This is a genomic window from Pseudomonas mandelii, from assembly GCF_024138395.1.
In the GTDB taxonomy this organism is placed as follows: domain Bacteria; phylum Pseudomonadota; class Gammaproteobacteria; order Pseudomonadales; family Pseudomonadaceae; genus Aquipseudomonas; species Aquipseudomonas mandelii_E.
The window spans coordinates 365,670-391,010 of record NZ_JAMYDU010000003.1; the positions used below are offsets into that span (position 1 = coordinate 365,670).

At 58.5% G+C, this 25,341-nt stretch carries 25 protein-coding genes and 2 pseudogenes; 19 read left to right on the forward strand and 8 right to left on the reverse strand.

Annotated features, from left to right (window positions below; genetic code table 11):
* The first annotated feature begins 198 nt into the window (after positions 1 to 198).
* From NHU87_RS07930 to NHU87_RS07965, 8 genes and pseudogenes are all read left to right on the forward strand, one after another.
* Complete coding sequence (locus tag NHU87_RS07930; RefSeq protein WP_253547183.1) at positions 199 to 477, forward strand: hypothetical protein; 279 nt, start codon at positions 199 to 201, stop codon at positions 475 to 477.
* A 108-nt stretch (positions 478 to 585) separates the two neighbouring features.
* Positions 586 to 1,713: a hypothetical protein gene (locus NHU87_RS07935; protein WP_253547185.1), complete on the forward strand. Its 1,128-nt coding sequence runs from the start codon at positions 586 to 588 to the stop codon at positions 1,711 to 1,713.
* 77 nt (positions 1,714 to 1,790) lie between these two features.
* Entirely contained in the window at positions 1,791 to 1,973 is a 183-nt protein-coding gene (locus NHU87_RS07940; RefSeq protein WP_253547187.1) for an antitoxin PaaA2 family protein, read from the forward strand.
* A 324-nt stretch (positions 1,974 to 2,297) separates the two neighbouring features.
* On the forward strand, positions 2,298 to 2,597 hold the full coding sequence (locus NHU87_RS07945; protein ID WP_253547388.1) for a hypothetical protein: 300 nt from the start codon (positions 2,298 to 2,300) through the stop codon (positions 2,595 to 2,597).
* A 113-nt stretch (positions 2,598 to 2,710) separates the two neighbouring features.
* Positions 2,711 to 2,875 (forward strand): annotated as a pseudogene (locus NHU87_RS07950) (transcriptional regulator); the annotation flags it as partial.
* A gap of 64 nt (positions 2,876 to 2,939) precedes the next feature.
* Entirely contained in the window at positions 2,940 to 3,293 is a 354-nt protein-coding gene (locus NHU87_RS07955) for a DUF1493 family protein (protein WP_253547189.1), read from the forward strand.
* A gap of 243 nt (positions 3,294 to 3,536) precedes the next feature.
* On the forward strand, positions 3,537 to 4,031 hold the full coding sequence (locus NHU87_RS07960; protein ID WP_253547191.1) for a helix-turn-helix domain-containing protein: 495 nt from the start codon (positions 3,537 to 3,539) through the stop codon (positions 4,029 to 4,031).
* Entirely contained in the window at positions 4,028 to 5,299 is a 1,272-nt protein-coding gene (locus NHU87_RS07965) for a type II toxin-antitoxin system HipA family toxin (protein WP_253547193.1), read from the forward strand. Before NHU87_RS07960 ends, NHU87_RS07965 begins: the two co-directional genes overlap by 4 nt.
* A 123-nt stretch (positions 5,300 to 5,422) precedes the next feature.
* Here the strand turns inward: NHU87_RS07965 and NHU87_RS07970 are convergent, their stop codons facing one another.
* The 3 genes from NHU87_RS07970 to NHU87_RS07980 form a co-directional block, all read right to left on the reverse strand.
* On the reverse strand, positions 5,423 to 6,967 hold the full coding sequence (locus tag NHU87_RS07970; RefSeq protein WP_253547195.1) for a phosphoenolpyruvate carboxykinase: 1,545 nt from the start codon (positions 6,965 to 6,967) through the stop codon (positions 5,423 to 5,425).
* A 179-nt stretch (positions 6,968 to 7,146) separates the two neighbouring features.
* A complete protein-coding gene (gene hslO / locus NHU87_RS07975; RefSeq protein ID WP_253547197.1) occupies positions 7,147 to 8,049 on the reverse strand; it encodes an Hsp33 family molecular chaperone HslO in 903 nt (300 codons plus the stop codon).
* Between the two features lie 222 nt (positions 8,050 to 8,271).
* Positions 8,272 to 8,679 carry an RNA-binding S4 domain-containing protein gene (locus tag NHU87_RS07980; RefSeq protein ID WP_253547199.1) on the reverse strand — a complete coding sequence of 136 codons (408 nt, stop codon included), beginning with the start codon at positions 8,677 to 8,679 and terminating at the stop codon, positions 8,272 to 8,274.
* Positions 8,680 to 8,911: 232 nt separating this feature from the next.
* Here NHU87_RS07980 and NHU87_RS07985 point away from each other — a divergent pair, with 232 nt between their 5' ends.
* Both NHU87_RS07985 and rimK read left to right on the forward strand, forming a co-directional pair.
* Positions 8,912 to 9,373 carry an ATP-dependent zinc protease family protein gene (locus tag NHU87_RS07985; protein WP_173667533.1) on the forward strand — a complete coding sequence of 154 codons (462 nt, stop codon included), beginning with the start codon at positions 8,912 to 8,914 and terminating at the stop codon, positions 9,371 to 9,373.
* Positions 9,370 to 10,275, forward strand: a complete 906-nt coding sequence (rimK, locus tag NHU87_RS07990) for a 30S ribosomal protein S6--L-glutamate ligase (protein ID WP_008005189.1) — start codon at positions 9,370 to 9,372, stop codon at positions 10,273 to 10,275. The genes NHU87_RS07985 and rimK overlap by 4 nt, the downstream gene beginning before the upstream one ends.
* A gap of 102 nt (positions 10,276 to 10,377) precedes the next feature.
* On the opposite strand, the gene NHU87_RS07995 is transcribed toward rimK, so the two are convergent.
* The 3 genes from NHU87_RS07995 to NHU87_RS08005 all read right to left on the reverse strand — a co-directional run bounded on the left by NHU87_RS07995 (position 10,378) and on the right by NHU87_RS08005 (position 12,787).
* A complete protein-coding gene (locus NHU87_RS07995; RefSeq protein ID WP_253547201.1) occupies positions 10,378 to 11,691 on the reverse strand; it encodes an ATP-binding protein in 1,314 nt (437 codons plus the stop codon).
* A gap of 114 nt (positions 11,692 to 11,805) precedes the next feature.
* Positions 11,806 to 12,546, reverse strand: a complete 741-nt coding sequence (ompR, locus tag NHU87_RS08000) for an osmolarity response regulator transcription factor OmpR (RefSeq protein ID WP_253547203.1) — start codon at positions 12,544 to 12,546, stop codon at positions 11,806 to 11,808.
* The gene (locus NHU87_RS08005) at positions 12,521 to 12,787 is read right to left on the reverse strand and encodes a hypothetical protein (RefSeq protein ID WP_253547205.1); all 267 of its coding nucleotides are present in this window, start codon (positions 12,785 to 12,787) and stop codon (positions 12,521 to 12,523) included. Before NHU87_RS08005 ends, ompR begins: the two co-directional genes overlap by 26 nt.
* Before the next feature lie 118 nt (positions 12,788 to 12,905).
* Between NHU87_RS08005 and NHU87_RS08010 the strand changes: the two genes are divergently transcribed.
* The 7 genes from NHU87_RS08010 to tauD all read left to right on the forward strand — a co-directional run bounded on the left by NHU87_RS08010 (position 12,906) and on the right by tauD (position 21,390).
* Complete coding sequence (locus NHU87_RS08010; RefSeq protein ID WP_253547207.1) at positions 12,906 to 15,230, forward strand: Tex family protein; 2,325 nt, start codon at positions 12,906 to 12,908, stop codon at positions 15,228 to 15,230.
* The gene (locus tag NHU87_RS08015) at positions 15,230 to 15,613 is read left to right on the forward strand and encodes a PaaI family thioesterase (protein WP_253547209.1); all 384 of its coding nucleotides are present in this window, start codon (positions 15,230 to 15,232) and stop codon (positions 15,611 to 15,613) included. The genes NHU87_RS08010 and NHU87_RS08015 overlap by 1 nt, the downstream gene beginning before the upstream one ends.
* Positions 15,614 to 15,888: 275 nt before the next feature.
* Complete coding sequence (gene gshA, locus NHU87_RS08020; protein ID WP_253547211.1) at positions 15,889 to 17,472, forward strand: glutamate--cysteine ligase; 1,584 nt, start codon at positions 15,889 to 15,891, stop codon at positions 17,470 to 17,472.
* A gap of 254 nt (positions 17,473 to 17,726) precedes the next feature.
* Positions 17,727 to 18,704 carry a taurine ABC transporter substrate-binding protein gene (tauA, locus tag NHU87_RS08025; protein ID WP_253547213.1) on the forward strand — a complete coding sequence of 326 codons (978 nt, stop codon included), beginning with the start codon at positions 17,727 to 17,729 and terminating at the stop codon, positions 18,702 to 18,704.
* A gap of 16 nt (positions 18,705 to 18,720) precedes the next feature.
* Positions 18,721 to 19,515: a taurine ABC transporter ATP-binding subunit gene (gene tauB / locus NHU87_RS08030; RefSeq protein WP_253547215.1), complete on the forward strand. Its 795-nt coding sequence runs from the start codon at positions 18,721 to 18,723 to the stop codon at positions 19,513 to 19,515.
* Positions 19,512 to 20,345: a taurine ABC transporter permease TauC gene (gene tauC / locus NHU87_RS08035; RefSeq protein WP_253547217.1), complete on the forward strand. Its 834-nt coding sequence runs from the start codon at positions 19,512 to 19,514 to the stop codon at positions 20,343 to 20,345. The genes tauB and tauC overlap by 4 nt, the downstream gene beginning before the upstream one ends.
* Before the next feature lie 202 nt (positions 20,346 to 20,547).
* The gene (gene tauD / locus NHU87_RS08040; protein ID WP_253547219.1) at positions 20,548 to 21,390 is read left to right on the forward strand and encodes a taurine dioxygenase; all 843 of its coding nucleotides are present in this window, start codon (positions 20,548 to 20,550) and stop codon (positions 21,388 to 21,390) included.
* A 162-nt stretch (positions 21,391 to 21,552) separates the two neighbouring features.
* Here the strand turns inward: tauD and mgrA are convergent, their stop codons facing one another.
* Positions 21,553 to 22,590, reverse strand: a complete 1,038-nt coding sequence (mgrA, locus tag NHU87_RS08045) for an L-glyceraldehyde 3-phosphate reductase (protein ID WP_253547221.1) — start codon at positions 22,588 to 22,590, stop codon at positions 21,553 to 21,555.
* A gap of 120 nt (positions 22,591 to 22,710) precedes the next feature.
* Here mgrA and NHU87_RS08050 point away from each other — a divergent pair.
* Together NHU87_RS08050 and NHU87_RS08055 are read left to right on the forward strand one after the other, a co-directional pair.
* Positions 22,711 to 22,893: pseudogene (locus tag NHU87_RS08050) on the forward strand (SDR family oxidoreductase); the annotation flags it as partial.
* A gap of 164 nt (positions 22,894 to 23,057) precedes the next feature.
* Positions 23,058 to 23,318 carry a hypothetical protein gene (locus NHU87_RS08055; RefSeq protein ID WP_253547223.1) on the forward strand — a complete coding sequence of 87 codons (261 nt, stop codon included), beginning with the start codon at positions 23,058 to 23,060 and terminating at the stop codon, positions 23,316 to 23,318.
* A 24-nt stretch (positions 23,319 to 23,342) separates the two neighbouring features.
* Here NHU87_RS08055 and betT read toward each other — a convergent pair whose 3' ends face one another.
* The gene (gene betT / locus NHU87_RS08060; protein ID WP_253547390.1) at positions 23,343 to 25,298 is read right to left on the reverse strand and encodes a choline transporter BetT; all 1,956 of its coding nucleotides are present in this window, start codon (positions 25,296 to 25,298) and stop codon (positions 23,343 to 23,345) included.
* Positions 25,299 to 25,341 lie beyond the last annotated feature (43 nt).

A 25,341-nucleotide genomic window follows, 5' to 3' on the forward strand; every position in this document is an offset into this window, starting at 1 on the left:
ACCTCTAGGGAAAAGCTTAAAAAATACTCGGGGTGAGCGTAGGCAAAGGGTGACATCGACGGTAAATCCCCTACAAAACCTGTCCATTTGCGCCACCTTGCGATGCCTCGCCGCAGCCCTCTATAGTTTTCGACGCGGCTGAAAACACTGTGTCGGCCTGCCAGCGAGACTGCACGACTTCCCACAGGACTGACCTCGATGAACACGTTCCAATCGTTAACAGACCGCTATCGCCCGCTCAAAACCAGCTACAGCGATACCCCCGTGTTGGTCATCGACACCGAAGCCAATCCTCACGAGATTCTTGATGCCGCCCAGCAACGCATCCGCGCCGCCAGCGACCTGCTCGAAACGCTCTATTGCTTGTGCTTCAAACAGGCCGACGTGAAAGACATTCCCAACATCGTCAACGCACTTTACTTGCTGACCCAAGATGGTTGCGAACTTCTTGAAGTCGCCAAACAGCGAATCAAGTAAAATACTAGCAACTAATATATCTTACAAAACCAGCAACAACTAATCACTTCACTCTTCAAACGACACAAACTAACGTGCCAGCTCTTACATAAAACAAGAGCAACACAAATGACTGTATTAACTATTTTTTTCTGTGGCACTGGCTCAACTAAATTCGACGACACTAATGCAAATTATTGGGACGGCGAACTGGTGTCGACACTCGCATCCCACCATCTCGGCAGGGAGTTCGCCGAATGGATCGTGGTCGACGGCCCCGGCAGCGGTAACCTGCAAGCCGATGACCTCTTTACCAAGTCCGAGGACTACGGCCTCAGCGGCACACTGTTCGGCAAAGGCTGGGAGCAAAACGTCCAGCATGCGATGAATATCATCAAAGGCCAGTGCAGCTGGCAGCGCGAGCAACTGACCGAAGAGGAATATAACCGCCTCAAAGCGGCAGGGATCCCCATCGAAGACGTGCAAGTTGCAGGCTCGTGGTTCTGGCGCAAATACAACTATGGTGATCGCAGCGTGACCCAGCAGGCGTTGCAAGAACAGATCATCAAAACCTTCCGCAAGGACGGTGTTATGCCCACCCAAGTCAACCTGGTGGGCTGGAGCCGCGGCGGCATTAGTTGCCACATGCTGGCCAACGCCATGTTCAAGGACAGCGCGCTTAAAAACATTCCGGTTAATATCTTTGCGATTGATCCGGTGCCTGGCATTGGCAACTTTCAGGATGACAAAGTCAAACTCGGCGCCAACGTCAAAGAGTATGTAGGTTTCTATGCCCGGGACGAACGCTCGAAAGGTTTCAGCTGCGTTATTCCGCAAACCGCCACCGGCACCAAAACTCACATTTACCCCATACCCGGCCGTCACGCCACCCTGGCCGGCAATGCTTCCCCCGACGGCGTCAACGGCCCGAAAACCCTGGCCGAACCAGGCCGGTTCGTCCGCCACTTTGCCGAAGTTTGCCTCAAGCGTTGGGGCGTGCAACTGGACAAATCTTTGAACTTAACCCGTGCCGATCTGGAGAACCTCGGCAAAGCCATGGTCGACAACGAAGCGAAGTACCGGCTGATGCACAAATATTCCTACACCTACTTCACCGAGCTGGATCAAGGCGAACGCTTTGTTTCGCTCGGCAGCAAAGGAGTCAACTTCTCGGCGGTGAAAGGCACGATCTATACGCCGGCGACCGGGCTGACGACTAGCGTGCTGGATGTTGCGGCGTATCAGCATATTTGTTGATCGGGTGGGCGGCGCAAGGTAAACGCATTCCGTGATGGGCGCGGGATTTCTAAAAACTGATATAGAGGTGAAGTTGAATGACGGACAAAACGCGCGACAACGACTCTGAGACGCAAATCGATAATGCGGCCTACGAGGCATGGTTCATCCAGCAGGTACAGGCCAGCATCGATGATCCTCGACCGAGTATTCCGGACGAAGAAGTCAGGCGTCTGATGGCGAAAAAACGTGACTTGTTGAAGCGGTCGGCAGATCGGTAGCAACGGCCTATCAAAGCTTCATCCCGTTCCTACAACAGAAGGCTCCTTGTCGACTATCGCCGCTCCGTAGCTCAAATCTATAGTCGTGACTGTCGCTGCCAAATCAGCGGCTCGGGCTTGGTCACCCGAAAATCAGAGATAACTGACGCATGCCCTTGTATGCTGCCGACATCTTTTTTTGTCGGCACGCTTTATGGCGGCTGTGTTTGGGACGCCTCGGCGTACCGGGTTATCTCTGCCGGTTTGACCAACCTGAACACAGTCCGCCTCCACCGCTTGGTCACGGTGTTGGCGGTTCTTCCGATACATTCAGAGATAATTAAAATGAATAGCTGGAATCAGTTCACAACAGAACGCTACCGCCCGCTAAAAACCAACCTAACCGACACCCCGCTCCTGATCATCGACACAGAGGCCAATCCCCAAGACATCCTCGAAGCCGCCCTCCAGCGAATCCGAGCCTCCAGTGATCTCCTCAAAACCCTGCACTGCGTTTGCTTCAAACACGGCGACATCGAAGACATTCCCCACATCACCCATGCGCTCTACCTGCTTACCCAGGACGGCTGCGACCTGCTGAAAGTCGCCCAACAACGCATGATGAATTGGAAAGCACCGGCCTGACGCAGAGTGAAGATCGTTCCCACGCTCTGCGTGGGAATGCCTCTACGGACGCTCCGCGTTCGGCTCTTGGGATACCGAGCGCCGAAAGCCGTCATCGAACACTGGAGATAATCATGAGCAAGTTTTCTGATGAGCTAATGGAAAGCATGCAACAAATGAACGAAATCTTACGCGGTGAGCGAGAGCCTTCCCGCGAATTCCATGTTGATGCGTTGCAAGTCCAAGAAATTCGTAAGGCTACCGATCTGACTCTGACCAAGTTCACAGTGCCGATTGACGACCCCGACTCGCCGCAAAGTCGGGCTTAATCCTCATCGATATACACCCAACGGAAGATGCACCATGAACCTCGCCCCCAACTTCCCCGATGACCACGCCATGCACCTGCTCATGCAGCTGCTGCACGAAGAACTCGGCCTGCCCGAACGCAAAATCATCAGCCTCACCACCTCGATCAACTTTGACCTGGGCTGTGATGGCGCTGATGCACGGCATTTGATGGAAGCGCTGGAAGAACAGTTTGGGATCGACTTCGTTGATTACGACGCGTATCGGTACTTTCAGCCGGAAGGGTTTGATGTGTTCCTCAAACGCAGGGCGAAAGGACGCGGCGACAAAATTCCGCTGACCATTGGCATGCTTTACCAAGCGATCAAGGTGCAACGGTGGGAGACACAAAGATTGGAGGACCTGTAACGCGCATATCGATACTCCACCCGCCGCAACCAACGCCAGCCTCAAGATGAGTGGCATTATTCTGGCTGTTTAGGCATATTTCGACTGGAATAATGGCAGTTTTGATGATCGATCATCTGCATAGACAAGGAATGGCAACCCTAGATAGGTCGATCCCGTAACCCTGTAAGACCGTGAAGCAGCCAACCCATTAAGTGCTATTATTCTGGCAGTTTAGGCTTAAAAATGAAGGAATAATGGCATATGGCTAAGAAAACAGCACCACTCTTGCCCGCCGCGTCCAAGCTGCTTTCCGAGTTTGGCGAGCGACTGAAACTCGCTCGACTGCGCCGAAAGCTGACAGCCAAACAAGTAGCCGAGAGGGCTGGCATGTCGCTGACGACACTGCGCTCTCTAGAGTCCGGTGGATCGGGAGTGACGATGGGCGCCTATTTGGCGGTGATGCAGGTGCTGGGGCTGGAAAAGGACTTGAGCAAGCTCGCCGCAGCGGATGAGTTAGGGCGACAACTTCAAGATGCTCAGTTAACCCCCGGAGCAAAACTCTCAGTCAAGAAGCGCCGAAGTGCACGAAGCATTGCTGCGACCCGAACGCCGCCTCCCGTTGACGAAAAGAGGGATCAACTCATTGAAAAATCTGGTCCCGAATCAAATCCTCTTCCTGATTTCCCTTTCAGCACCCACTCGTTATCCCGCTTGGTGATCAAGAAAAAGAACAAGCCTACGGAAGGTGAGAAATGACATTAATCGCTGTGTATGCCGACTGGGAAACCTTGAACGGTCCAAGACGACTTGGGTTCCTGCACGTAAGGAAAACCCGCTCCGCAAACATATTTGAGTTTGAGTACGACTCTGCCGCACTGGCCGATCCGGCGTTAAATTTCATTTCGCTTGATCCCCGTATCGGACTTTTTGAAGGTCGTCAGTACCCAGGTCAACATCAAAGCCGGTTTGGCATATTTGCTGACTCAAGCCCTGATCGGTGGGGTCAGTTGCTGATGAAGCGCCGGCTGGAGCGAGATATCCGCGAGGGCTTGGCGCCTGACGGAACCAAACTGTACGAGTCCGATTTTCTTCTGGGTGTTCATGACCGCTACCGGGTCGGGGCGATCCGCTACAAACTCAATGACCAAGGCAATTTTCTGGATGATCGCGATGGGTTGGCTGCTCCGCCCTTCGTCGAGTTACGCGCCTTGGAGCAGGCAAGTCGCGCCTTGGAGCGCGATGAGGACAACACCGCTCCCGATGGACGCGAATGGCTGAGAATGTTGATTGCACCAGGTGGCTCATTGGGCGGAGCCAGGCCTAAGGCCAGTGTCGCTGACGAAGCTGGTCATTTGTGGATCGCTAAATTTCCAAGCACTCGCGATGACTATGACGTCGGTGGTTGGGAACTGGTGGTGAATGCCTTGGCAGATAGCTGCGGACTGCGGGTAGCGAATGGTGTGGCGCAACGCTTCGCGAGCGATCATCACTGCTTCATGGTTAAGCGCTTCGACCGAACAAAAAATGGTGGTCGACTGCACTTCGCCTCAGCCATGACCATGACAGACAGGGTCGACGGTGACGATGCATCGGCAGGTGCCAGCTACCTGGAATTGGCTGAAGTGCTCATAAAGCACGGCTCAGAAACTTACGCGGATCTTCGCGAGTTGTGGTCTCGTATCGTGTTCAACATCCTGGTTTCCAACACCGACGACCACCTGCGCAATCATGGTTTTATCCTTGATCCTGGTCGAGGATGGCGCCTGTCTGAAGCCTATGACATGAACCCGGTACCACATGCTGATGGATTGAAACTCAACATCACCGATTCAGACAACGCCTTGGATCTTGAGCTCGCTCGCGAAGTAGCAGAGTACTTCCGTGTCAGCCGTAAGGACACAGACGAAATTATCGAAAACTTTCAGGAAGCTGTCAGCCAATGGTCAACGGTGGCCAGTGCCTTGGGGCTTTCGAAGAGAGAGAGAGACAACATGGCCCCAGCGTTTCGGCTTTCGGGTAATTAGCCTCAACGCGCCAACTACGACGCAGGGAAGATTGCCAGTTCTGCTTCAAGGGAACTGAATCGCGCCCACAAAAAAGCCGCCCTACTCAGGCGGCTTTCTCTTACCTCAAACCACTACCGATTCTTATAACTTCGGCCCAGCAGCCTTGATCGCGTCGCTCACTTCAAACTTTTTAAAGTTCTCAACAAACAACCCAGCCAACGCCTTCGCAGCCTCATCATAAGCAGTCTTGTCAGCCCAGGTATTACGCGGGTTCAACAGGCCAGTCTCAACGCCCGGCACAGCCAACGGCACGTCCAGGTTGATGGTGTCCAGGTGCTCAGTCTCAGCACCGATCAACGCGCCGCTCTGGATCGCTGCAATTACGCCACGAGTGGTCGGGATGTTGAAGCGTTTGCCAACGCCGTAGCCGCCGCCGGTCCAGCCGGTGTTGACCAGGTAGACCTTGGAGCCGAAGCCGCGGATGCGTTTGATCAGCAGTTCTGCGTATACGCCGGCCGGGCGCGGGAAGAATGGTGCGCCGAAGCAGGTGGAGAAGGTCGATTTGATGCCGCTGCCGGAACCCATTTCGGTCGAGCCCACCAGTGCGGTGTAGCCGGACAGGAAGTGGTAGGCCGCTTGTTCTTCGCTGAGGATCGAGACTGGCGGCAGGACGCCGGTCAGGTCGCAGGTCAGGAAGATCACCGCGTTTGGCTCGCCGCCGAGGTTCTTCTCGGAACGCTTTTCGACGTGCTCCAGCGGGTAGGCGGCGCGGCTGTTCTGGGTCAGGCTGCCGTCGGCGTAGTCGGCTTTCTTGGTGACCGGGTCGAGTACGACGTTTTCCAGTACGGCGCCGTGCTTGATGGCTTTCCAGATGACCGGTTCGTTCTTCTCGGACAGGTCGATGCACTTGGCATAGCAACCGCCTTCGATGTTGAACACCACACCCTCGCCCCAGCCGTGTTCGTCGTCACCGATCAGGTAACGGCTTTCATCGGCGGACAGGGTGGTTTTGCCGGTGCCGGACAGGCCGAAAAACAGGGTCACGTCGCCTGCTTCACCGATGTTGGCAGCACAGTGCATTGGCAGCACATCGGCGGCAGGCAGCAGGAAGTTCTGCACCGAGAACATGGCTTTCTTCATTTCACCGGCGTAACGCATGCCGGCGATCAGCACTTTTTTCTGTGCGAAGTTGAGGATCACGCAACCGTCGGAGTTGGTGCCGTCACGCTCTGGCACGCATTCGAAGTTGGCGACGTTGAGAACTTGCCACTCTTCACGGCCAGCCGGGTTGTACTGGGCCGGGTTGATGAACAGGCAACGACCGAACAGGTTCTGCCAGGCAGTCTGGGTGGTCATCTTCACGGCCAGGTAGTGCTCTTCGGCAGCGCCTACATGCACGTGGGAAACGAAATGCTCTTGCGCGTTGTTGAAGGCCTCGACGCGAGCCCACAGGGCATCGAACTTGTCGGCCGGGAACTTGCGGTTGATCGGGCCCCAGGCGATGGCGTCCTGGGTGGTCGGCTCTTCAACGATGAAACGATCGACTGGCGAACGGCCGGTACGGTGACCGGTGCGAACAACCAGCGCGCCGGTATCGGCAAGCTCGCCTTCACCGCGATTCAGGGCTTCTTTAACCAGATCATCAACACTCAGATCGGTGTACACGGCGTTATTGGCTTGCGTCATGAGGTTCCCCGTCGGCCAGTGGCCGAGTGCTCCAAACGTTTTGTAGTAGAAAGTCGTGCACTACTACCGCGAAAAAAGTGGGCCGGATTATGCCAGAAAAGCCCAAAAAGTGTAGGGCCCTCCCGTCAGAACGGCGTTATTCCGGCGCTTAGCAGTGAATTTACCTGCACTGAAACGTTTTAGTGGCGGGTATCTGACGGCGTATCGACCCCGGCACCCGCAAACAATTGGGTGATATCGGCCGCGTCGAACAGGTAGCGTTCGTTGCAAAACTGACAATCGATCTCGACAGCGCCACCATGTTCGACGACCAGTGCCTGGGCATCATCCAGACCCAAACTGACCAGCGCATTGCCCGAGCGTTCCCGAGAGCAGCTGCAATGGAAGCGCAGGTTCTGCACGTCAAACAGGCGCACTTGTTCTTCATGATAGAGGCGATGGAGCACGGTTTCATTGTCCAGGCTCAACAATTCATCCGCCGTCAGGGTACTGGCCAGGGCAGTGATGTGCTGCCAACTGGCGGCGCGTTCTTCTTCGTCTTTCAGACGGTCGGCAGGCAATTGCTGCAGCAACAGGCCACGGGCTCGGCGGCCATCGGCGTAGAGCCAGAAACGCGTGCCGACCTGCTGAGACATGACGAAGTAGTTAGTGAAGCACTCCGACAGGGTTTCGCCGTCGAGGTCGACGATGCCTTGGTAACGCTGACCCTGAGTCGGGTCGACGGTCAGCGCCAGCACACCATTGGGCATCAGGTCGGCGAGGGTCGCATCGGGGGCAATCTGGTCGGCTTCGTAACGCGCCAGGCCACGGATTTCGCGCTCGCTGGAGCATTCGATCATCAGCAAAGGCACCGGGCCTTCGGAACGGGCCTGCAGAATCAGCAAGCCATCGAACTTCAAGGTGCCAACCAGTAACGCTGCCGCCGCCATCAGTTCGCCCAGCAGTTGCGCGACTGGCTCCGGATAGGCGTGTTTGGCGAGGACTTCGGCATAGCTACGCTCCAACCCAACCAGCTCGCCGCGGGTGTCGCTGTCATCGAAGATGAAGCGTTGGGTGTAGTCGTTATCCGATAGATTGGTCATAGGTCTGGGTATCTGAAAGGGTGACAAAAAAGAAAAATCGCGTCATCCGCCGTTTGCGGCGGGCAAAGTTCAGCCGTAAGGGCATTTTATGAACAATCCGGGATTGTTCCAAGCAAGGTCAAACCTCGGTTTTCGACGAACGGCGTTTTCATTTTGCCGCGTCGAGAACACCCATATGGCTACACAGGTGCGCGATTGCAAGTCTGTGCCCGACGGCCGTCACTACTCGTCGTTGCTGTTGCCGCGAAACTTGAACAGATCCCGGCGCTGCTTCTTACTTGGCTTGCCATCGGTGCTCACGCCCAATGACCCAGCCTTGCGCATGGCCGCAGCCGCTTCGCGTTTGGCGATGCTGGCTTCGGTTTCGGCATACAGGGCCTGAGCCTCCGGCGCGCCACGGCGCACGCTCGACAGCGCCTGGACTACCACGGTGCGCTCCTCGAAGCCGGTGCGAATCTGAAACTCATCGCCGACCCTCGGCTCCTTGCCTGGCTTGCAGCGCTCGCCCCGGCAATGCACCTTGCCACTCTCAATCGCGGCCTTGGCCAAGGCACGTGTTTTATAAAAACGCGCGGCCCACAACCATTTATCGAGACGGACCTTGTCGTCCTCTTCGCTTTTTTGTGCCATTGGATGACCTCATTCTGAAATATCGATGAACTGTACTACCGTTTCTGTCGTGCCATGAATCCTCACACTGTGGATTAGAATGCAGGCATTCCCCCGCACGTTGAGGGATGGAAATCCGGGCAGTAGATATCTGTCGCCTTTTACCCATTATTCTGCGTGAATACCGCGAATTCGGCCGCACGCGGTCTGAGCGGTTTTTGCCGGTTGAGCACTTTTGAAGACATTTGACCATTTGACCGTTATCGGTCTGCGCGAGTGGGTGGCGCTTCCGGATTTGGGAGTCGCTGGCCTTCGGGCAAAAATCGACACCGGCGCCAGCACCTCCAGCCTGCACGCCACCGACATCGAGCCGTTCGAGCGCGATGGGGAACAGTGGGTGCGCTTCACCGCGCACCTGGGCACGGTAGTGCAGCTGCGTCACCGACGCTGCGAAGCCCCGCTGGTAACGAGGAAAACCATTAAAAGCTCTAATGGCCATGCGCAGATGCGCTATGTGGTCAGCACCACCCTGGCCCTCGGTGATCGGGTCTGGCGGGTCGAGTTCACCCTCGCCTGCCGCAAGTCCATGCGTTATCGCCTGTTACTCGGTTCCAAAGCCCTGATCGACGGCCAGTTGGTGGTCAATCCGGGCATTAAGTATGTACAAGACAAGCCGGTGTTCCCGGTATCTACCTTCTCCACAGGTGTTGCATGAAGATCGCTGTGCTGTCGCGGAACCCGCGTCTGTATTCCACCCGTCGTCTGGTCGAAGCCGGTATGGAGCGTGGCCATGAAATGGTGGTGATCGACACCCTGCGCGCCTACATGAACATTGCCAGCCACAAGCCGCAGATCCACTACCGTGGCAAACCGCTCGAGGGTTTCGATGCAGTGATCCCGCGGATCGGCGCATCGGTAACGTTTTATGGCTGCGCGGTGTTGCGTCAGTTCGAAATGATGGGCGTGTTTCCGCTCAACGAATCGGTAGCCATCGCCCGTTCGCGGGACAAACTGCGTTCGCTGCAATTGCTGTCGCGCCGGGGAATCGGTTTGCCGGTCACCGGTTTTGCCCACTCCCCGGATGACATTCCCGACTTGATCGAGATGGTCAACGGCGCGCCGCTGGTGATCAAGGTGCTGGAAGGCACTCAGGGCATCGGTGTGGTGCTGTGTGAAACTGCGACGGCGGCGGAGTCGGTGATCGAGGCGTTCATGGGCCTGAAGCAGAACATCATGGTTCAGGAATACATCAAGGAAGCCGGCGGCGCGGACATTCGGTGTTTTGTCGTCGGCGACAAGGTAATCGCGGCGATGAAACGCCAGGCCAAACCGGGGGAGTTTCGCTCCAACCTGCATCGCGGCGGCAGTGCGAGCCTGATCAAGATCACGCCGGAAGAACGCATGACCGCATTGCGTGCAGCGAAGGTCATGGGGTTGGCGGTGGCGGGGGTGGATATCCTGCGCTCCAATCACGGGCCGCTGGTGATGGAAGTGAACTCGTCGCCGGGGCTGGAAGGGATTGAAACCACCACCGGGAAGAACGTGGCGGGGATCATCATCGAGCATCTGGAGAAAAATGGCGGGCCGAATATGACTCGGACCAAAGGGAAAGGTTGAAGCGAAAAGATCGCAGCCTCGCTTCGCTCGACAGCTCCTACAGGGGATCGCATTCTCCTGTAGGAGCTGTCGAGCGGAGCGAGGCTGCGATCTTTTCAGCCGTTAAACCGCATCCCTTGGCAACATCAACCCCAGCGGCAACCGCACCCGCGCTTCCAGCCCCCCGCCGGAGCGGTTGCGCAATTCGACATTCCCGCCATGCATCGAAGCGATCCGCTTCACGATTGCCAACCCCAATCCGGTTCCCTTTCCACCCCGGGCCCGATCGCCACGGGTGAACGGGTTGAAGATCGCCTCCAGCTCCGACGGGTCGATTCCCGCGCCACGGTCCATGACGCTCAGTACCACATACGGCGCACTGGTATCCCCGGATACATAGGCCGCCACTTCCACTCCACTGCCGGCGTGATGCAAGGCATTACCGATCAGGTTGTTCAACAGCCGCTTCATCGATACCCGACGCAGCGGGAACGGCTGGATCGGTTCCAGGCGCAAGTGCACTTTCTCTTCGTTCTGGTTGTACGGCGCGGCAACTTCGCGAACCAGCTCGCTCAGGTCCACTTCCTCCACCGACTCGTCACGTCCATCACGAATGAATGCCAGGAACTGATCCAGAATCGCGTCCATGTCTTCGATGTCGCGGATCATGTCGTCCGTCAGGTCACTGTGGGCGCCCATCAGCTCCAGGGACAGCCGCAAACGGGTCAGCGGCGTGCGCAGGTCGTGGGACACACCGGCCAGCATCAGTTCGCGTTCGCGCCCCGCCTGTTCAACGTCTTCAGCCATTTGGTTGAAGGCGCGATAAACCTCAGTCATCTCGCTCGGTGTATCGCTGATCGGCAGGCGCACGCTGCGACCCTGACCGAGTTGTCTCGCGGCATAAACCAGACGTTTCAGCGGTTGATTGAGCTGGCTGACGAAGATCCACGCCGAGGCGGTGGACAGCAGGCCAATGGCGAGGAACCAGCCGAGCACGTTCCAGATTTTCTGGCCGCGCAATGGGTGCGGGTACAGCGGCACTTTCAGCCAGCCATCGCCCAGGCTGGGCGCCCGGACCCACAGCGCCGGCGGTGAGTGCATGCGTAATCGCACTTCGGTGTCGGCACCCAGTTCGGCCTGCATTTGTCGTTGATAAATCTCGCTGTAGGGCCAGTGTTGCTCGCCTTCCGGCACACCAGCGCCCACCACCCGGATCAGGGTCGCGGCATCGGCGATTTTAGTGCGATTTTCTTCGTCGGCAGCCCAATAGGCGCGTAGCGTCAGGGCGACGCCGTGGCTGTATTGGCGATCCACCAGCACATCTTCGTTCATCAACAGATAAACCAGGGTCAGCGCCTTGGAGAACAGGACGACGATCAACACCAGCCACAGGGTGCGGGAGAAGAAGCTCTGGGGGAACCAAACAGGGGTTTTCATGAGTAACCGCTACACACTTGCAGGAGCGAGCATGCTCGCATATTGCGGATCGCGGGTCTGCGGGAAAGGTCATCTGGCCCCTTGCCCGCAAGACCCGCTCCTACAAATCACCAATCACTTCGTGGCGGCGCCATCCGGAACGAACACATAACCCACGCCCCAGACGGTCTGGATGTAGCGTGGTTTGGACGGATCGGGCTCGATCATCCGGCGCAGACGGGAGATCTGCACGTCGATGGAACGCTCCAGGGCATCCCATTCGCGGCCACGGGCCAGGTTCATCAGTTTGTCGCGGGTCAGTGGCTGACGCGCGTTCATGACCAACGCCTTGAGCACCGCGAACTCACCGGTGGTGAGCATGTGCACTTCGTCACCGCGCTTGAGTTCGCGGGTGGCCAGGGACAGTTCATAGTCACCGAAGGTCACGCTTTCGTCTTCGCTACCCGGGGCGCCTGGCACCGGGGTTGCCTGACGACGCAGAACGGCCTTGACCCGCGCCATCAGCTCGTCCGGGTTGAACGGCTTGGCCAGGTAATCGTCGGAGCCTAGTTCGAGGCCCTTGATGCGGCTAAGCTCATCGCCCTTGGCGGTCAGCATGATGATTGGAATCTGATTGTTCGCCGTGCGCAGGCGGCGGCAAGCGGTCAGGCCGTCTTCGCCGGGCAGCATCAGGTCGAGGACGATCAGATTGAACACTTCACGCGCCAGCAGGCGGTCCATTTGTTCAGTGTTCGGTACGGCGCGGGCACGGTAGCCCTTGCTGACGAAAAAGCGTTCCAGCAGGCTGCTCAGCCCAGGATCGTCGTCAACAATAAGAATTTTTTCGCCTTCAGCATTGTTTGCAGTGCTGCTCATTGGATGCTCCTTTGATCTCGGCGCGCATTATGGCGTAGCTGCCGTTATACGCACCGTGTGCATTGTTAGCAGATTTTTCCTTCACCGCCAGAAAACCGGGCATTGTGCCTACAACCCGCGATGCCCCCGAATGGACAAAACGCTGGTTATAATGCGCGGCCTTTTGTGTCAGGCAACGTCTGATCGTTACTGTAAACAGCCGCTTTTTTTCATGGCGCTGGCAGTAATTGTTCGATTTCACGGGTCAACGGGAAGCCTGTTGGCTCAGGTAGCGGCGCACGCCAGGCCGCTCAACCAGACTCGCCGAGCCCTTATCTCTGCGCCTGCGAGCCTGCTTTCACAATTTGTCAGGTGGTTTTATGGACAGCATCAACAGCCGCATCGCCGAGGAACTCGGTGTACGCCCACAACAGGTCGAAGCGGCCGTCGCGCTACTAGATGAAGGATCTACCGTTCCCTTCATCGCCCGCTACCGGAAAGAAGTGACCGGCAGCCTCGATGACATCCAGTTGCGTCATCTGGAAGAGCGTCTGCGCTACCTGCGAGAACTCGACGAACGGCGGATCAGCATCCTCGCCAGCATTCAAGAACAGGGCAAACTGACCCCGCAACTCGAACGCGACATCAAACTCGCCGACACCAAGACCCGTCTCGAAGACTTGTACCTGCCGTACAAGCAGAAGCGCCGCACCAAGGGCCAGATCGCCCTGGAAGCCGGCCTCGGCGAGTTGGCCGACGGCCTGTTCAACGACCCCTCGCTGGCCCCGGAAACCGAAGCCGCGCGCTTCATCGACGCCGAAAAAGGCGTGGCCGATGTGAAAGCCGCCCTTGAAGGCGCCAAGTACATCCTCATGGAGCGCTTCGCCGAAGACGCTGGCCTGCTGGACAAGTTGCGCAACTATCTCAAGCAGGAAGCCACCCTCAGTGCCCGCGTGATCGCCGGCAAGGAAGAGGAAGGCGCCAAGTTCCGCGACTACTTCGAACACGACGAACCGCTGAAAAGCATGCCATCGCACCGCGCGCTGGCGATTTTCCGTGGCCGCAACGAAGGCATTCTCAGCTCTGCATTGAAAGTCGGCGACGAACTGCCGGGCACCATGCACCCGTGCGAAGGCATGATCGGCCAGCAATTCGGCATCCAGAACCAGAACCGTGCCGCCGACAAATGGCTGGGCGAAGTGGTGCGCTGGACCTGGAAGGTCAAGCTCTACACCCACCTGGAAACCGACCTGCTGGGCGAGCTGCGCGACGGCGCGGAAACCGAAGCGATCAACGTGTTCGCGCACAACCTGCACGACTTGCTGCTGTCGGCCCCGGCCGGCCCGCGCGCCACCCTTGGCCTCGACCCGGGTCTGCGCACCGGTTGCAAGGTTGCCGTGGTCGATGCCACCGGCAAGCTGCTGGATCACGCCACGGTTTACCCGCACGTACCGCACAACAAGTGGGACCAGACCCTCGCCGTGCTCGCCGCCCTGTGCGCCAAGCATTCGGTGGACTTGATCGCCATCGGCAACGGCACCGCCAGCCGTGAAACCGATAAGCTCGCTGCTGAGCTGATCAAAAAATACCCAGCCATGAAGATGACCAAAGTCATGGTCTCCGAGGCGGGTGCATCGGTGTACTCGGCGTCGGAACTGGCCTCCAAGGAATTCCCGGACCTCGACGTATCGATCCGTGGCGCAGTGTCGATTGCCCGTCGCTTGCAGGATCCGCTGGCTGAGCTGGTGAAGATCGATCCGAAATCCATCGGCGTCGGCCAGTACCAGCACGACGTGTCGCAGCTGAAACTGGCGCGTGGCCTGGATGCGGTGGTCGAGGACTGCGTGAACGCCGTGGGCGTCGACGTCAACACCGCCTCCGTGGCGCTGCTGGCCCGTATCTCCGGCCTCAACGCGACCCTGGCGCAGAACATCGTCAGCCACCGCGACGAGCACGGTGCGTTCAAAACCCGCGCGGCGCTGAAGAAAGTCGCACGATTGGGTGAGAAAACCTTCGAACAGGCGGCGGGCTTCCTGCGCGTGATGAACGGCGACAACCCACTGGATTCGTCCGCGGTTCACCCGGAAGCCTATCCGTTGGTGCAGCGAATTGCCGCTGAAACCGACCGCGATATTCGCTCGCTGATCGGCGACGCGAGCTTCCTCAAACGCCTCGATCCGAAGAAGTACACCGACGAAACATTCGGTCTGCCAACGGTCACCGACATCCTGCAAGAGCTGGAAAAACCCGGTCGCGACCCGCGTCCCGAGTTCAAGACCGCCGAGTTCCAGGAAGGCGTCGAAGACCTCAAAGACTTGCAGCTGGGGATGATCCTCGAAGGCGTGGTGACCAACGTGACCAACTTCGGCGCGTTCGTCGACATCGGCGTGCATCAGGACGGTTTGGTGCACATTTCCGCGCTGTCGGAGAAGTTCATCAAGGATCCGCGCGAAGCGGTGAAGGCCGGTGATGTGGTCAAGGTGAAGGTCATGGAAGTCGACATCCCGCGCAAACGCGTTGGCCTGTCGATGCGCATGAGCGACACCCCGGGCGAGAAGATCGACGGTGCCCGTGGCGCACGTCCGGGTTCGGCACCACGCCAATCCCAGAACACCGCACCGCGCAAGGAAACCACGGCAGCAGCCCCGGCCAACAACGCCATGGCCTCGCTGTTCGCTAACGCCAAACAGTTGAAAAAACGCTGATGGAGATCCCGGCCGGCTTGACCGAAAGTGCGTTTTTCAAGCTGCTGGGATGTCGCTTGCACAGTCTGGAAACCGGGGTGGCGCAAGTCGCCCTGGCGCTTGAGCCAGAACTGCGCAATCGCGGCGGCAAACTGCACGGCGGCGCTTTGTTCAGTCTGGTGGACATTGCCATGGGGCTGGCCTGTTCCAGCACCCACGGCTTTGACCAGCAGAGCGCAACTATCGAGTGCAAGATCAACTACATCCGCGCCGTCGCCGACGGTGAAGTGATGTGCACGGCACGGGTGCTCCACCCGGGCCGCCGCACGCTGGTGGTCGAAGCCGACGTGATGCAAGGCGACAAACTCGTCGCAAAAGCACAAGGCACGTTCGCTGTCCTGTAGCTACTCGTCATCAATTTGAGTTAATTTCAGCGCAATGAAAACCTGTGGGAGCGAGCCTGCTCGCAATGGCGGTGTGTCAGACGACCTAAATGTTGACTGACAGTCCCCCATCGCGAGCAGGCTCGCTCCCACAGGGATTGTGCAATTCCTGACTGACCGGCATCAGGCCTGTGCGGCTCGAAAAAACCAGGCGAAAACGCCAGTTTTAACTTCACCCTTGTAGACCGTCTTGCCCACCCCCATATTGGGGCGACTGACGCGTGAAGGAATCCAACTTGAGCGAACTTCTCAACCGCCGCCTGGCTCTGCTTGGCGAGCGCGCTAACCTCTCTCTGCTCGAACAGTGCCTTCACGGCATCGAACGTGAATGCCTGCGCGTGACAGGCGAAGGGCGCCTGGCGCAAACGCCGCACCCCGAAGCATTGGGTTCCGCGCTGACCAACGAACAAATCACCACCGACTATTCCGAGTCGCTGCTGGAATTCATCACGCCGGCCCTGCCAGACCCGGCGGATACCTTGGCGAGCCTCGATAAGATCCATCGGTTTGCCTACAGCAAGCTCGGTAGCGAGTACCTGTGGAGTCCATCGATGCCGTGCCCGTTGCCGGCCGAGGAAGACATCCCGATCGCTTATTACGGCACCTCCAACATCGGTCAGCTCAAGTACGTCTATCGCAAGGGCCTGGCCCTGCGTTATGGCAAGACCATGCAGTGCATCGCCGGGATTCACTACAACTTTTCCCTGCCGGAAAAGCTCTGGCCGCTGCTTAAAGAGGCCGAAGGCTTTGTCGGCACCGATCGCGATTATCAGTCGTCGGCCTACATCGCGCTGATCCGCAACTTCCGTCGCTACAGCTGGCTGCTGATGTACTTGTTCGGCGCCTCGCCGGCGCTGGACGCCGGTTTCCTGCGCGGTCGCTCGCATCAACTGGAACAGCTGGACCCGGACACCTTGTACCTGCCGTACGCCACCAGCCTGCGCATGAGCGATCTGGGTTACCAGAGCAACGCCCAGGCCGGTTTGACGCCGTGCTACAACGATCTGACCAGCTACACCGACAGTCTGCGCAAAGCGGTGGCTACGCCTTACCCGCCGTACGTCGAGATCGGTACGCACCAGGACGGTGAGTGGGTTCAGCTCAACACCAACATCCTGCAGATCGAAAACGAGTACTACTCCAACATCCGCCCGAAACGCGTGACCTACACCGGTGAGCGGCCGATTCAGGCGCTGGTGGCCCGTGGCATTCAGTACGTTGAAGTACGCTGCCTGGACATCAACCCGTTCCTGCCGATGGGCATCGACCTCACCGAGTCGCGGTTCCTCGACGCGTTCCTGCTGTACTGCGCGCTGAATGACAGCCCGCTGCTGACCAGTACGTCTTGCGGCAACGCGACATCTAACTTCCTCAGCGTGGTCAAGGAAGGTCGTCGTCCGGGCCTGCAATTGCAACGCGACGGGCACCCGGTAGACATGAAGGAATGGGCCGGCGAATTGCTGGAAAAGATTGCGCCATTGGCGGCGCTGCTGGATCAAAGCCATGGCGGCGAAGCCCACAGCAAAGCACTGGACGCACAACTGGCCAAGGTCAATGACTCATCCCTGACGCCATCGGCTCAGGTGTTGGCGGCGATGGCCGAGCACAAGGAAAGCTTTGCTCAGTTCTCCTTGCGTCAGAGTCAGGTGCATGCGGAATTTTTCCGTAGCGAGCCGCTTTCGGGCGAAGAACAGGCTAGATTTGAAGAGCTGGCACGTTCGTCGCTGGCTCAGCAGGTGGAGCTGGAACAGAACGAAGTCGGCGATTTCGATGTGTTTGTCGGGGCTTATCAGGCGAGCATTCTGGCGATCAGTAATTAAGCGGCGTCTGTGAAAACATCGCAGCCTGCGGCAGCTCCTACGGGACAGTGTCGAGGCTGCGATTTTTTTGCCCGCATCACGCAATTTCAGATTCCCACGCTACCTTTGTAGGAGCTGCCGCAGGCTGCGATCTTTTGATCCTTTAGAATTTTCCGCTCATAAGGTAATTCGAAAAAGTTATTTATTTTCGGATTATTATATCATTTAGTCTCCTTTTCACGCCGACTCTCGGTCGCCTGACAAGGAGCTTCCCGATGAAACTGACTTCCCCTCTTCGCCTCCTGGCCGCCGCGTTTCTGGCTTCGGCGAGTTTCCTGGCTCAGGCGGCAGATGTGACCGTCGCCTACCAGACCACCGTTGACCCGGCCAAAGTCGCCCAAGCCGACGGCACTTACGAAAAAGCCACCAAAGCCAACATCGACTGGCGCAAATTCGACAACGGCGCCGACATCATTGCCGCCATCGCTTCTGGCGATGTGCAAATCGGCTACCTCGGTTCCAGTCCCCTGACGGCGGCAATTACCCGCAAAGTTCCGGTAGAAACCTTCCTCATCGCCACCCAGATCGGCGCCGCCGAAGCGCTGGTCGCTCGCGATGGCTCCGGAATTAAGACCCCGCAAGACCTGATCGGCAAGAAAATCGCCGTACCGTTCGTTTCCACCGGCCACTACAGCCTGCTGGCCGCGCTGAAACACTGGAACATCGACCCATCGAAAGTCACCGTGCTCAACCTCGCCCCGCCGGCAATCATCGCTGCGTGGAAACGCGGTGATATCGACGCCACCTACGTGTGGGACCCGGCGCTCGGCGTGGCCAAAGAAAACGGCAAAGTGCTGATCACTTCGGGCGAACTGGCCAAGTTCGGCGCACCGACTTTCGATGCCTGGATCGTGCGCAAGGATTTCGCCCAGAAGCACCCGGAAATCGTCACTGCGTTTGCCAAAGTGACCCTCGATGCCTACGCCGACTACCGCAAAGACCCGAAAGCCTGGCTCGCCAACCAAAGCAACGTCGACAAACTGGTGAAGCTCTCCGGTGCCAAGGCCAGCGACATTCCATTGCTGTTGCAAGGCAACGTCTTCCCGCTCGCGGCTGATCAGGTGATCACCCTCGGCGCGCCGACCACCAAGGCCATTACCGACACCGCGGTGTTCCTCAAGGAACAAGGCAAGGTCGAGGCCGTGCTGCCGGACTACGCGCCGTACGTCAGCGCCAAATACATCACCAATTGATCGGGAGTTAACCGCGATGGCTTTGCTTCAGCTGGAGCGCATCTGCGCACAGTACCCAGGCAGCACGGAACCTGTGCTGGCGGATATTTCCTTGAGCCTGGGGCCCCGGCAGTTACTGGTCGCCCTCGGTCCGTCCGGCAGTGGCAAGACCTCGCTGTTGAACCTGATTGCCGGCTTCGTCGAGCCCAGTGCCGGGCGCATCACCCTTGACGGCGTGCCGGTCAAAGGCCCGAGCGCCGAACGCGGCGTGGTGTTCCAGGACGACGCCCTGCTGCCTTGGCAGGACGTGCTGGCCAACGTCGGCTTCGGTCTGGAACTGGCCGGCGTTCCCCGGGAAAAACGTGAACTGCGCGCCCGGGAAATGCTCGCGCTGGTGGACCTTTGCGGTTTCGAAAACCGCCGAATCTGGCAGCTCTCGGGCGGGCAGAAACAACGTGTCGGCCTCGCTCGTGCCCTTGCCGCAGACCCTCGGGTTTTGCTGATGGATGAACCCTTCGGCGCTCTCGACGCCTTCACTCGCGAACAGATGCAGGAGCTGTTGCTGCAAGTCTGGCAGCGCACCGCCAAACCGGTGTTCCTGATTACCCATGACATTGAAGAAGCGGTGTTCCTCGCCACGGATCTGATTCTGCTGGCGCCCAACCCCGGGCAAATCGTCGAGCGTCTGAGCCTGGACTTCGGTCAGCGTTACGCTGCTGGAGAATCGGCGCGGGCGATCAAATCCGACCCGCGCTTTATCGAAACCCGCGAACACGTGCTCGCCAAAGTGTTCTCCCAACGCAGTGCCGTCCAGCGGCAGGAGCGCGCATGAGCACCTATGAAATTCCCGCCGCGACGGTGAAGTCGGGGTCGACGGTAATTCCGCTGCGTCGCAGCTTGAACACGCGCTGGATCAGCGTGCTGACGCTGGTCGCTCTCGTTGCAATTTGGTGGGCCGTCACCGCCACTGGTTTGATCGAACCGCTGTTCCTGCCGCCACCCTCCGCCGTGCTGCAAAAAGGCTGGCTGCTGGTGACTACCGGCTACATGGATTCGACCTTGTGGCAGCATTTGGGCGCGAGCCTCAGCCGTATTGGCCTGGGCCTGGGTTTCGCCGTGCTGACCGCCGTGCCGGTCGGCATCGCCATCGGCCACAACCGCATCGCTCGCGGCATTCTTGATCCGCTGATCGAGTTCTATCGCCCGATTCCGCCGCTGGCTTATCTGCCGCTGATCGTGATCTGGTGCGGCATCGGTGAGTTATCGAAAGTCTTGTTGATCTACCTGGCGATTTTCGCCCCGATCGCGATTGCCACCGCCACTGGCGTGCGCACCGTCGACCCGGCCAAATTGCGCGCCGCGCAGTCGTTGGGCGCGACTCGGGCGCAGTTGATTCGCCATGTGATTTTGCCCAGTGCCTTGCCGGATATTTTGACCGGTGTGCGAATTGGTTTGGGTGTGGGTTGGTCGACGCTGGTGGCCGCCGAGTTGATCGCCGCCACCAGTGGTTTGGGCTTTATGGTGCAGTCGGCCGCGCAGTTCCTGGTCACCGACGTGGTGGTGCTGGGGATTCTGGTGATCGCATTGATCGCCTTCGTCATGGAAATGGGGTTGCGTGCCCTGCAACGCAAACTGGTGCCATGGCACGGCCAGGCTCACTGAAGCATTTGAATGTGGGAGCAACTGCCTTGATACCCCCTTTTTTTGGATCAACCCTGTAGGAGCTGTCGAGTGAAACGAGGCGGCGATCTTTTGATCTTGCTCTCTAAAAACAACATCAAAAGATCGCAGCCTTCGGCAGCTCCTACAGGTGCGGTGTCGTTCACAAAATTCATGTACCGCCCGCAGAATTGAAGAGAACACCATGAGCAACCTGACCATTGCCCCTTTAAGCTCCGCCCTCGGCGCGCAAATCAGCGGCGTCGATATCAGCCAGCCGCTGAACCTGGAGCAACGCGACGCCATCGAGCAGGCACTGCTCAAGCATCAAGTGCTGTTCTTCCGCGACCAGCCGATCGAACCGCAACAGCAAGCGCGATTCGCCGCCTATTTCGGCGACCTGCACATTCATCCGATCTACCCGAACGTGCCGGAGCAGCCGGAAGTACTGATCCTCGACACCGCCGTCACTGACGTACGGGACAACGCGATCTGGCACACCGACGTGACCTTCCTGCCGACCCCGGCGATGGGCGCGGTGCTCAGCGCCAAGTTGCTGCCGGAATTTGGCGGCGACACGCTGTGGGCCAGTGGTATTGCGGCGTATGAAGCACTGTCCGCACCGATGAAAACTCTGCTCGAAGGGTTGACCGCCACTCACGATTTCACCCGTTCGTTCCCACTGGAGCGCTATGGCAACACCCCTGAAGCCCTGGCTCAGTGGGAGGAAGCACGCAGGAAGAATCCACCACTGTCACACCCGGTGATTCGCACGCATCCGGTGAGCGGGCGCCGGTCATTGTTCGTCAATGAAGGGTTCACGTCGAAGATCAATGAGCTGTCGGAAACGGAAAGCGAGGTGATTCTGAAATTCTTGTTCGCCCACACCACACGGCCGGAGTTCACGATTCGCTGGCGCTGGCAGAAAGACGACATCGCGTTCTGGGACAACCGCGTGACCCAGCATCACGCGGTGGATGATTACCGCCCGGCGCGGCGAGTGATGCAGCGGGCGACGGTGTTGGGAGATGTGCCGTTTTTTCGATAATCAGCCAGTTTTTGTACTGACATTGATGGCCCCATCGCGGGCAAGCCCGCTCCCACAAGGATTTGTATTGACCAATATTTTGCGGTCAACCGATAACCTTGTGGGAGCGGGCTTGCCCGCGATGGGGCCAGAACGGGCGCCAGAATATCCGGAGCCGAACACTTACTCCGCCGTCGAAGGCTTCTCCCACAAATTGACCCCACCCTCCTGGGCAAACCGGTCAATCTCCGCCAACTCTTCCACGCTAAAACTCAAGTTCTTCAACGCCCCGACGTTCTCGATGATCTGCTCCGGCCGGCTTGCACCGATCAGCGCCGAGGTCACCCGTGAATCGCGCAGGGTCCAGGCCAGCGCCAACTGTGCCAGGCTCTGTCCACGGCGCTTGGCGATGTCATTGAGCGCCCGCACATGAGCGATGTTGGCTTCGGAAAGGTGCGACGCCTGCAACGAACCACCGCCCGGACGATTGACCCGCGCATCCGCTGGCACGCCGTTGAGGTACTTGTCGGTCAACAGCCCCTGAGCCAATGGCGTGAAGGCGATCACGCCGGTGCCGAGTTCATCGGTGGTGTCCAGCAGGTCCTTTTCCACCCAGCGATTCAGCAGGTTGTAGGCCGGTTGATGAATCAGCAGCGGCACTTTCCACTCTTTCAGCAACCCGGCGATTTCACGGGTTTTCACCCCGGAATATGACGAGATGCCGATGTACAGTGCCTTGCCCTGCTGCACCGCGGTGGCCAGTGCGCTGGCGGTTTCTTCCAGCGGCGTGTCCGGGTCGAAACGGTGGGAATAGAAGATGTCTACGTAATCCAGGCCCAGGCGTTGCAGGCTCTGGTCGAGGCTGGCCAGCACGTATTTGCGCGAACCACCGCCCTGACCGTAAGGACCGGCCCACATGTCCCAACCGGCCTTGCTGGAGATGATCAACTCGTCGCGGTACTGCTTGAAGTCTTCACGCAGCAAGCGACCGAAGTTGATCTCGGCACTGCCGTACGGTGGGCCGTAGTTGTTGGCCAGGTCGAAATGGTTGATGCCCAGATCGAATGCCGTGCGCAGCAACGAACGCTGGGTATCGATTGGCGTGCTATCGCCAAAGTTGTGCCACAAGCCCAGGGACAACGCCGGCAGCACCAGCCCGCTACGGCCTACACGGCGGTAAGGGATGGAATCGTAGCGGTTTTCGGCAGCGGTGTAGGTCATCGAATCCTCTCTTGTCTGTCTTGAATGTGGTATCGACTGCTTTGCAAGTTGCCCAGCATACGCTTGGACAAACGCCGATAAACCTCGGACTCGAGAAAATGCTGAAACGTTTCACAGATGGTGACGACTGAGCTGTTTTTGCACGGCAAGAGTGAGTAGCAAATCCAGAACTTCGCCAAGATGCCTCCACTGGAGCGTTTGGGTCAGCCGGAGGATATTGCTCGCGTTGTGTCGTTTCTGGTGGGGCCGGATTCGGCCTGGGTCAATGGGCAAATTCTGCGGGTGAATGGTGGGTTGGTTTAACTATGCTCGATGTATCGGGAAGAGCAGTGAGGACGCCTTCGCGGGCAAGCCTCGCTCCTACAGATTTGGGTCGAACACAATCCCGTGACCGACCCTGTAGGAGCGAGGCTTGCCCGCGAAGACGGCCTCAAAGACACCACAAATCTGAAGGAGAGGAACGCACCATGCACACCACCATCATCATCTTCTTCGGCCTGGTCCTTCTGGCGCTGATGTTGCTCATCGGCGAGAAAATCGGTTTCCCCCGCCAGACCCTGGCCTACAGCTTTGTCATGCTGTGGCTGGCGTTGACCTTGATCAATGGCGCGGTCGGCATGGTCAACGCCGGCCAGCCGTTGAGCACGGAACTGGTGGTGGGCAGCGCGGTGTTCGGCGTGCCGGTGGCGGCGCTGGTGTTGTTCATGACGATGAGTACTGACGCCTGACCAGACGTCAGCCCCCCTCCTCAATCAACGCACCAGGTGCAAGAACTGCATGTGCCGTTCGTATTGATCGAGGATGTCGTTGATGACCTGCTCCTTGGTGTAGCCCACCAGATCGTAGTCCTGACTGCCCTCGCTCAAATGCACTTCGGCGCGGTAGTAACGGCGATTGTTGAGTTGCTTGGAACCCATGCCGCCACGGGCGAAGGACGGCGTGAAGTAACCGCGCATTTGTACCTGATAGATGAACGGATGCAGCTCGCCATGACCGATCTCCAGGCTGACACTGTCATTTGCCGGGTCGGGCTGAGCAACCACGTGCAAGCCCTTCTCGACGAACACTGCCGTCACCTCTTCTATCGCCGGGCGCACCGTGGTGTCGAGGAAACGATAGACCTCATCGCGCGACGGGAAATGCACCGCCTGACTCAAGCGCTGACGCCAGCCGCCGCGTCGTGCTCCAGACACTGGCGCGAGAGAATGCAGTTGCGCGATCTGCTTCTGCGACTCCAGATAAAACGCCTTGTGCAGCCCCCACATCATCAGCAGCAAAATCATCGAGAACGGCAACGAGGTCAGCACCACCGCTGACTTCAAGGCGTCGATGCTGCCAGAGAACAGCAGCGCGCTGGTCACCAGCGCAGTCATCGCGCCCCAGAACACTCGCAGCCATTTCGGCCCGTCTTCATCCGGGTTACCGCCCTTGGCGGACAATGTCGACAGAACCACGGTGCCCGAGTCGGCGGATGTGACGAAGAACACGAAGCTGATGAACACCGTGACCGCGATCACGGTTTTGCTCCACGGATAGGTTTCCAGCAACAGGTACAGGGTCATCGACGGGTTGTCGATGGCCGACATGCCGAGCGCACTCATGCCGTGGTTGAGGACCTGGTCGATGGCGCTGTTGCCGAAGATCGACATCCACGCCAGGGTGAAACCGAGCGGGATCAGCAGCACGCCGAAGACAAATTCGCGAATGGTCCGGCCACGGGAAATCCGCGCGATGAACAGGCCCACGAACGGCGACCATGCAATCCACCAGGCCCAGTAGAACACCGTCCAGCCGCCCAGCCAGTCGCTGGGTTTGTCATAGGCGTAGAGGTCGAAACTCTTCATCGGCAAGGCGCCGAGGTAGTCGCCGATATTCTGGATCAGCGTATTGAGCAAGTGCTGGGTGGGGCCGGCGAACAACACGAACAGCAGCAGCGCACAGGCCAGCAGCATGTTGATGTCGGACATCACCCGCACGCCTTTATCGACGCCGGACACCGCGACGATGATCGCCGCGCCCATCATCAGCGTGATCAGGCCGACCTGAATCCACTGGGTGTGAGCGATGCCGAACAGGTAGTCCAGGCCCGAGTTGAGGTGCAACACACCAAAGCCCATGTCGGCGCCGAGGCCGAACACTGTGGCGATGATGCCGAAGCCGTCCACCGCGTAACCGATCGGGCCGTTGATGCGCTTGCCGATCAGTGGGTACAGCGCCGAACGCAGGGCCAGCGGCAGGTTATGTCGATAGGCAAAATAGGCCAGCGCCATGCCGACGAAGGCGAACACGCCCCAACCGTGCAGGCCCCAGTGCAGAAACAGAATCTGCATCGCCTGACGCGCCGCATCCGCCGTGCCAGCCTCGCCTTGCGGTGGTTGCGCCAAGTGCGTCAGCGGTTCGGACACGCAAAAGAAAAACAGCGTGATGCTGATCCCGGCGGCGAACAGCATGCCGGCCCAGGACAGGTAGCTGAATTCGGGCTCGTCGTGGTCGGCACCGAGCTTGATCTTGCCGTAGCCAGACAAGGCGGTGACCACCACGAAGACCAGATACAGCGTCATCGCGAGCATGTAGTACCAGCCGACCGTATTGGCCGCCCAGTTTTGCGCCTGCAACAGCCAGGCACCGGCCTGTTCAGGTATCGCCATGACCACAACGGCGAACAACAAAATAAAGGTCGCCGCGAAATAAAACACCGGCGGATTCATGCGGACCTGGCCGCTTGCGGGGGTGGACGGTGCACTCATGAAA